General features: G+C 60.4%; 6 protein-coding genes and 1 riboswitch. Of the genes, 4 read left to right on the top strand and 2 right to left on the bottom strand.

Annotation, left to right across the window (positions count from 1 at the left end):
* Positions 1 to 198: 198 nt before the first annotated feature.
* Positions 199 to 726, top strand: a complete 528-nt coding sequence (locus tag NW819_RS09040) for a hypothetical protein (RefSeq protein ID WP_414380883.1) — start codon at positions 199 to 201, stop codon at positions 724 to 726.
* A gap of 36 nt (positions 727 to 762) precedes the next feature.
* Positions 763 to 1278, top strand: coding sequence for a MogA/MoaB family molybdenum cofactor biosynthesis protein (locus tag NW819_RS09035; protein WP_414344296.1), 516 nt, complete (start codon positions 763 to 765; stop codon positions 1276 to 1278).
* 28 nt (positions 1279 to 1306) lie between these two features.
* Here NW819_RS09035 and metK read toward each other — a convergent pair whose 3' ends face one another.
* Together metK and NW819_RS09025 are read right to left on the bottom strand one after the other, a co-directional pair.
* Entirely contained in the window at positions 1307 to 2566 is a 1260-nt protein-coding gene (gene metK, locus NW819_RS09030) for a methionine adenosyltransferase (RefSeq protein ID WP_041436796.1), read from the bottom strand.
* A gap of 298 nt (positions 2567 to 2864) precedes the next feature.
* Positions 2865 to 2976, bottom strand: a riboswitch (SAM riboswitch).
* 67 nt (positions 2977 to 3043) lie between these two features.
* Positions 3044 to 3412 carry a hypothetical protein gene (locus NW819_RS09025; protein WP_011434147.1) on the bottom strand — a complete coding sequence of 123 codons (369 nt, stop codon included), beginning with the start codon at positions 3410 to 3412 and terminating at the stop codon, positions 3044 to 3046.
* 275 nt (positions 3413 to 3687) lie between these two features.
* Here NW819_RS09025 and cobO point away from each other — a divergent pair, with 275 nt between their 5' ends.
* On the top strand, positions 3688 to 4281 hold the full coding sequence (gene cobO, locus NW819_RS09020; RefSeq protein ID WP_414413543.1) for a cob(I)yrinic acid a,c-diamide adenosyltransferase: 594 nt from the start codon (positions 3688 to 3690) through the stop codon (positions 4279 to 4281).
* A 16-nt stretch (positions 4282 to 4297) separates the two neighbouring features.
* Positions 4298 to 5331 (top strand): cobyrinate a,c-diamide synthase (locus tag NW819_RS09015; RefSeq protein WP_414413542.1); only part of this gene is annotated, 1034 nt, incomplete at its 3' end.

Genomic DNA, 5331 nt, shown 5'->3' with positions numbered 1-5331 from the left:
GTTCGCGTCAGCGGTGCGGAGCCCATTGAGGGAGAACACGACCTTCCCGAGCTTTCCCTTCATAGGAGCTTCACAGAAAGCCAGTTGAGGTATTCTTGAGCCAGAGTTTCCTCAGGGATCCCGGAAAGAGGAGCCTGATTTCTCGTCAGTCCCTCTGGGTTAGCTTGGGGTTAAGTTTCCTTGGGCTGCCATGGGCTGATGGATCCTGCCACCTTTCTGGAGCACTATGGGTTTGAGCTGGAAGGTCAACCCAGCCAGGTTTGGGTGGAGCGCTGGAGCCAGTTGTTCCCGGATCTTTGGATCCCGGCAGCCTTGCTAGAAGCCCTCTACCAGGGGCGGTACAAGGCCGCCTCTGTGGAGCAGCTTCTCCGCCTTTGGCAGCGTCGCGGCTCTCCTCATCTTACCTTTCCCCCAGAAATCGGCCAGTTCCTTTGGCAGGAGCAGCAGGAGCGGATCCGCTCTTTGGCTGCGGCTGCCTTTGCCTGTTCTCCTCTGCCGCCGGTACCCCCCGCGGGATCCCTGTTTTCCAGAGAACCGGCCATATCTCTAAACTTGTTGTTGGAGCAGTTGCAGGAGCTTCCCCCCAAGCTGCGCCGCCTGCTTGCCCAGTCCCCTCCTCCCCAACTCGCCCGTGCTGGTGGGGCAGAGTCCTCAGGGATCCTAGAGCTCCAGCAGACGGTCGTTGACCCTCCAACTCCTGCCGAGCCCCCTCAGGGACAGTCTTGATGGGCTTGCCACTCTCTTTCCTCAGGGATCCTGGCCATGACCTTTCCCCTTGATCGCGACAGCGGTGCAGAGCACATTGCCTCCTTGCCCTGTGGGGTGATCACCGTCAGCGACACACGCACCCCTGAAACCGATCACAGCGGCCAGTTTATCTGCACAGCCCTCCAGGAGTCCGGCCACCGGGTGGAGAGATATTGCATTCTCCGAGATGAACCGCAGCTCATTCGAGAGCAGGTTCAGGATTGGGCCGGATCCCTGCCGGTGATCTTGTTGAATGGTGGCACAGGCATCGCCCCCCGCGACACCACTTACGACGCCATCGAGGCTCTCCTGGAAAAGACCTTGCCCGGCTTTGGGGAGATCTTCCGCCAGCTCAGCTATGCCCAGATTGGCAGTCGGGCCATCGCCTCTCGGGCCATCGCCGGGATCCACGGAAAGTGCTTGATCTTTTCCATGCCTGGCTCCCCAGCAGCCGTGCAACTGGCTATGCGCAGCCTGATCCTGCCGGAGCTACCCCACCTGGTTAAGCAACTGCACCAGGGCAAGCATTGAGGCAGTAGGCCGTCTTAGTGATCCCCTCTTAGGCCAAGAGGGCAGTCGCCTTGGCAAGAGCCTCCTCCCGCAGCAGAGCGGCTTTATCGGTGCGCTCCCAGGGCAGATCCAGGTGAGTTTGCCCGAAGTGACCATAGACCGCTACATTTTGGTAGAAGCGTCCCCCCCGTTGGCGGGGCAGCTCCCGCAGTTGGAACTGGGCCAAAATGGCTGCCGGCCTCAGATCGAAGTGGCGCTGCACCAGCCGCAACAGCTCTTCGTCGGGGATGCGCCCTGTGCCAAAGGTTTCCACCAAAATGTTGATGGGGCGGGCTACCCCAATGGCGTAGCTCACCTGCACTTCACATTTTTGCGCCAAGCCAGCTGCCACGATGTTCTTGGCCACGTAACGAGCCGCATAGGCAGCGCTGCGATCCACCTTGGTGGGATCCTTGCCGGAGAAGGCCCCGCCCCCATGGCGAGAATAGCCGCCGTAGGTATCGACGATGATCTTGCGTCCGGTCAGGCCCGCATCTCCCTGAGGGCCGCCGATGACAAACTTGCCGGTGGGATTGGTGAGGAAGCGGGTGTGGCTATCCGGCTTGATGGGCAGCTCGGCAAACACCGGCGTGACCACTGCCTCCCAGAGATCGGCGCGGATCCGCTCTTGCACCGCCGCCTCTTCCGTAATGGCGCCAATCGTGGGTGTGTGCTGGGTGGAGATGAGCAGGGTGTGAATGCCCACCGGGCGACCTTCCTCATAGGCCACAGTCACCTGCGTTTTGCCATCCGGGCGCAGATAGGGCAGGGTGCCGTTTTTGCGAACCGTGGCCAACTGGCGGCTGAGGCGGTGGGCCAAGCTAATGGGCAAGGGCATCAACTCGGGAGTTTCATCGCAGGCAAAGCCAAACATCAACCCCTGATCCCCGGCCCCGACCAAGTCGAATTGATCTTCCTGGGAGCCGCGACTTTCCAGGGCCATGTTCACCCCTTGGGCAATATCGGGAGATTGCTCATCGAAAGCCACCAACACCGCGCAGCTTTCTGCACAAAACCCATTCTTGGCATCGGTATAGCCAATTTCGGCCACCTTGTCCCGCACCAGACGGGTGAAGTTGACCTGCGCTTGCGAGGTGATCTCCCCGGTCAACAAAACCAGGCCCGTATTGACCACCACCTCGGCGGCCACCCGACTGAGGGGATCCGCCGTCAAGAGGGCATCCACGATGGCATCGGAGATCTGATCGCAGATTTTGTCGGGGTGCCCCTCCGTCACCGACTCCGAGGAAAACAAAAACGACTTGGACAACGAACCTTCTCCTTAAAAGCTAGAACTGAGAACCTGAACAAAAAACAAGGCTCACCCGCTCGTTCATTATCCGTCGGAGAAAGAGCCAACCAGGGATCCCCAGGTGCTCCGCACCAGTCCCAACTCAGCCAGAGGAAAGGCCCAGCAACCAGCAAGCGTTCTGCACCGCTGACGCACCAGCACTGCCGCGAAGGCCTTGCCCCGCTGCCGCGACCAGAGCTATGGGAGCTGCTAAAGGATAAAGTTGCCAGAAAAGTCCCCCGCCAAAGAGGGCTATCCTCTAGAGAAAACTTTATTGCCTTTATCTTTCGGTTACTGACTAACCGCAGGAATTGGCACCGTAGCGGAGGCTTCCGCCGGGTTGCCGCAGCTTCATTGGGCCTGGTCCCTCAGTCTGCTCTGGATAAAGAACGGAACTTGTCCCTATAGTACCCCCAACCTCCGCCCATTTGTCAAAAAAATAAGCTGTGGGCGGCTTCAGCCAAACAGACCCTGCCACCAGTCTGTCCCCTGAGCGGCTTTGAGAAAGAATGCGCCGGCCAAGCCCAGGGGGGAGAGAACGCCGAGAAAGCCAACTGTCCCCAATCCCCAAGCCAAGCGGTGCAGATGCTTTTTGTCGGCAGGATTTGGCGTCGTTTCGGCTGAGATGGCCAACAGGGATCCCAAGGCTGCCAATAGGGATCCCCCCAGACCTGCAAAGTAGCTGGGCGCTAGCCACGGTTGCAACTCGGCGGCAGATACGACTTGGATGCGGGGCAAGACTTGAAAACACCCTATTGCCAGCACTGCCCAGATGAAGCAGTACATTAGCAGGCTATCTCGGAAAGCGGCAGCCGGTTCTCTCATATCCCAGCCGAATGAAACCGGATTAGGATAAAGGCGGTTCACTGTGGGGAACTTGGGTTTGCCCCGACGGTCGCGCCAGTGGTGCAGTTCCCCTCAGCCTGTGTGGCGAATCTCGATTCCTTTTGATTATGGCCCAACCCGCCCTGTCTGGCTTGCCTGCACCGGCTTCCGGATCCCAACCCCTCTCGACAACAGAACTTGAGGACGCTTGCGATAGCGGTGCGGAGTCTTCACCGGGCGCAGAGGCCGACCCAAACTGGCGGCATCGCCAAAGAATGCAAAAACGCCAGCAGATCCAGCGGCAGCGTCTGTCGGGCATGCGAGATGACAAGGGCTTGATCATCGTACACACCGGGCAGGGCAAGGGAAAGACCACGGCTGCCTTTGGCATGATCTTCCGCGCCCTCGGCCAGGGATTGTCGGTGGGGGTGGTGCAATTTATCAAGGGGGCCTGGGATCCAGGAGAAGCCAAGCTATTGCGGAAATTGGCCGAGCATCCAGAGCTGGGCCTGGGGAAAATAGCTTTTTACGCCATGGGAGAGGGCTTTACCTGGGAAACCCAAGACCGGGAGCGAGACATCGCCCATGCACAGGCGGCCTGGGAAAAGGGGCGGGAGCTGTTCACCAGCGGGGAGTTTCAGTTGGTGCTTCTGGATGAGATCCATGTCGCCCTCAAGTTGGGATATCTCTCGCCGGACAGGGTGTTGGCCGGGCTAGCGGAGAAACCGGAGCGGGTTCACCTGATCTTGACGGGGCGGGGCGCGCCGGCAGCGTTGATCGACCGAGCCGATCTGGTGACGGAGATGACTTTGGTCAAGCATCCCTTCCGTGACCAGGGGATCAAGGCGCAAATCGGCATCGAGTTCTAACCCTTGGGCAGGAAAGATGGCCATTCTGCTGGCGGCGGCAGCAAGCGGCAGCGGCAAAACCACCATCACTCTGGCTCTGTTGGCCGCTCTGAGGCGACGGGGCCTGCGCATCCAACCTTTCAAGGTGGGGCCGGATTACATTGATCCTCTGTTTCACACGGCGGTGAGCGGGATCCCCTGTCGCACTTTGGATCCCTTCTTGACCGACGAGGACTTTGTGCAGCGCTGCTTTCGCCACCATTGCCAGGGCAAGGATGGAGCCATTGTGGAGGGGGTAATGGGCCTCTTCGATGGACGAGCGCCGGGATCCCTGCCCCTCCCCGAGGGCGGAACGGAGCCTTTTTTTGCCAGCAGCGCCCATGTGGCCCGCCTGCTCGGGATCCCTGTGGTGCTGGTGATCGATGGCAGCGGCATGGGAACGACGGTGGCCGCTTTGCTCTACGGCTTGAGCCGCTGGGATCCCCGCCTCTCCATTGCCGGGGTGATTTTCAACCGGGTGGCCTCGGAGCGGCATGGACAAATCTTGCAGCAGGCAGCGGCTGCAGCGGGGATCCCAGTCTTGGGCCAGTTTCCCCGGCGGGAGGATTTGCGGTTGCCCAGCCGACACCTGGGGTTGGTGCCTGTCTCAGAACTGGATCACTTCCCCCACTGGCAAGCTGCCTGGGCCGAGCTGGCCGAGCAACACGTCAATTGGGATGGCCTATTGCCCCTGATTCGGAGGCTTCCTCCAGCGGTAGGAGAGCTGTGGCCAGGGATCCCCCCTCTCACCGAAAGGACTCCGCCCCGCCGCTGCGAACAGGTACGGGTGGCGGTGGCCCAAGACCACGCCTTTAACTTCTACTACGCCGACAACTTGGATCTGTTGCGGGCCTGTGGAGCCGAGCTGCTGGAGTATTCCCCCCTCCAGGTGGGGCTATGGCCACCGGAGCCCTGCGACGGCGTGCTGCTGTGGGGAGGGTTCCCGGAATTGTTTGCAGCACCTCTATCTGAGAGAATTAACCAACAACCTCCCCCGCCCACCCACCCACCCCTCTACGCCGAGTGTGGCGG

Origin of the sequence: Synechococcus sp. R8-2 (assembly GCF_047461715.1) — a bacterium.
GTDB lineage: Bacteria > Cyanobacteriota > Cyanobacteriia > Thermostichales > Thermostichaceae > Thermostichus.
This window is presented reverse-complemented; position numbering and strand designations above follow the sequence as displayed.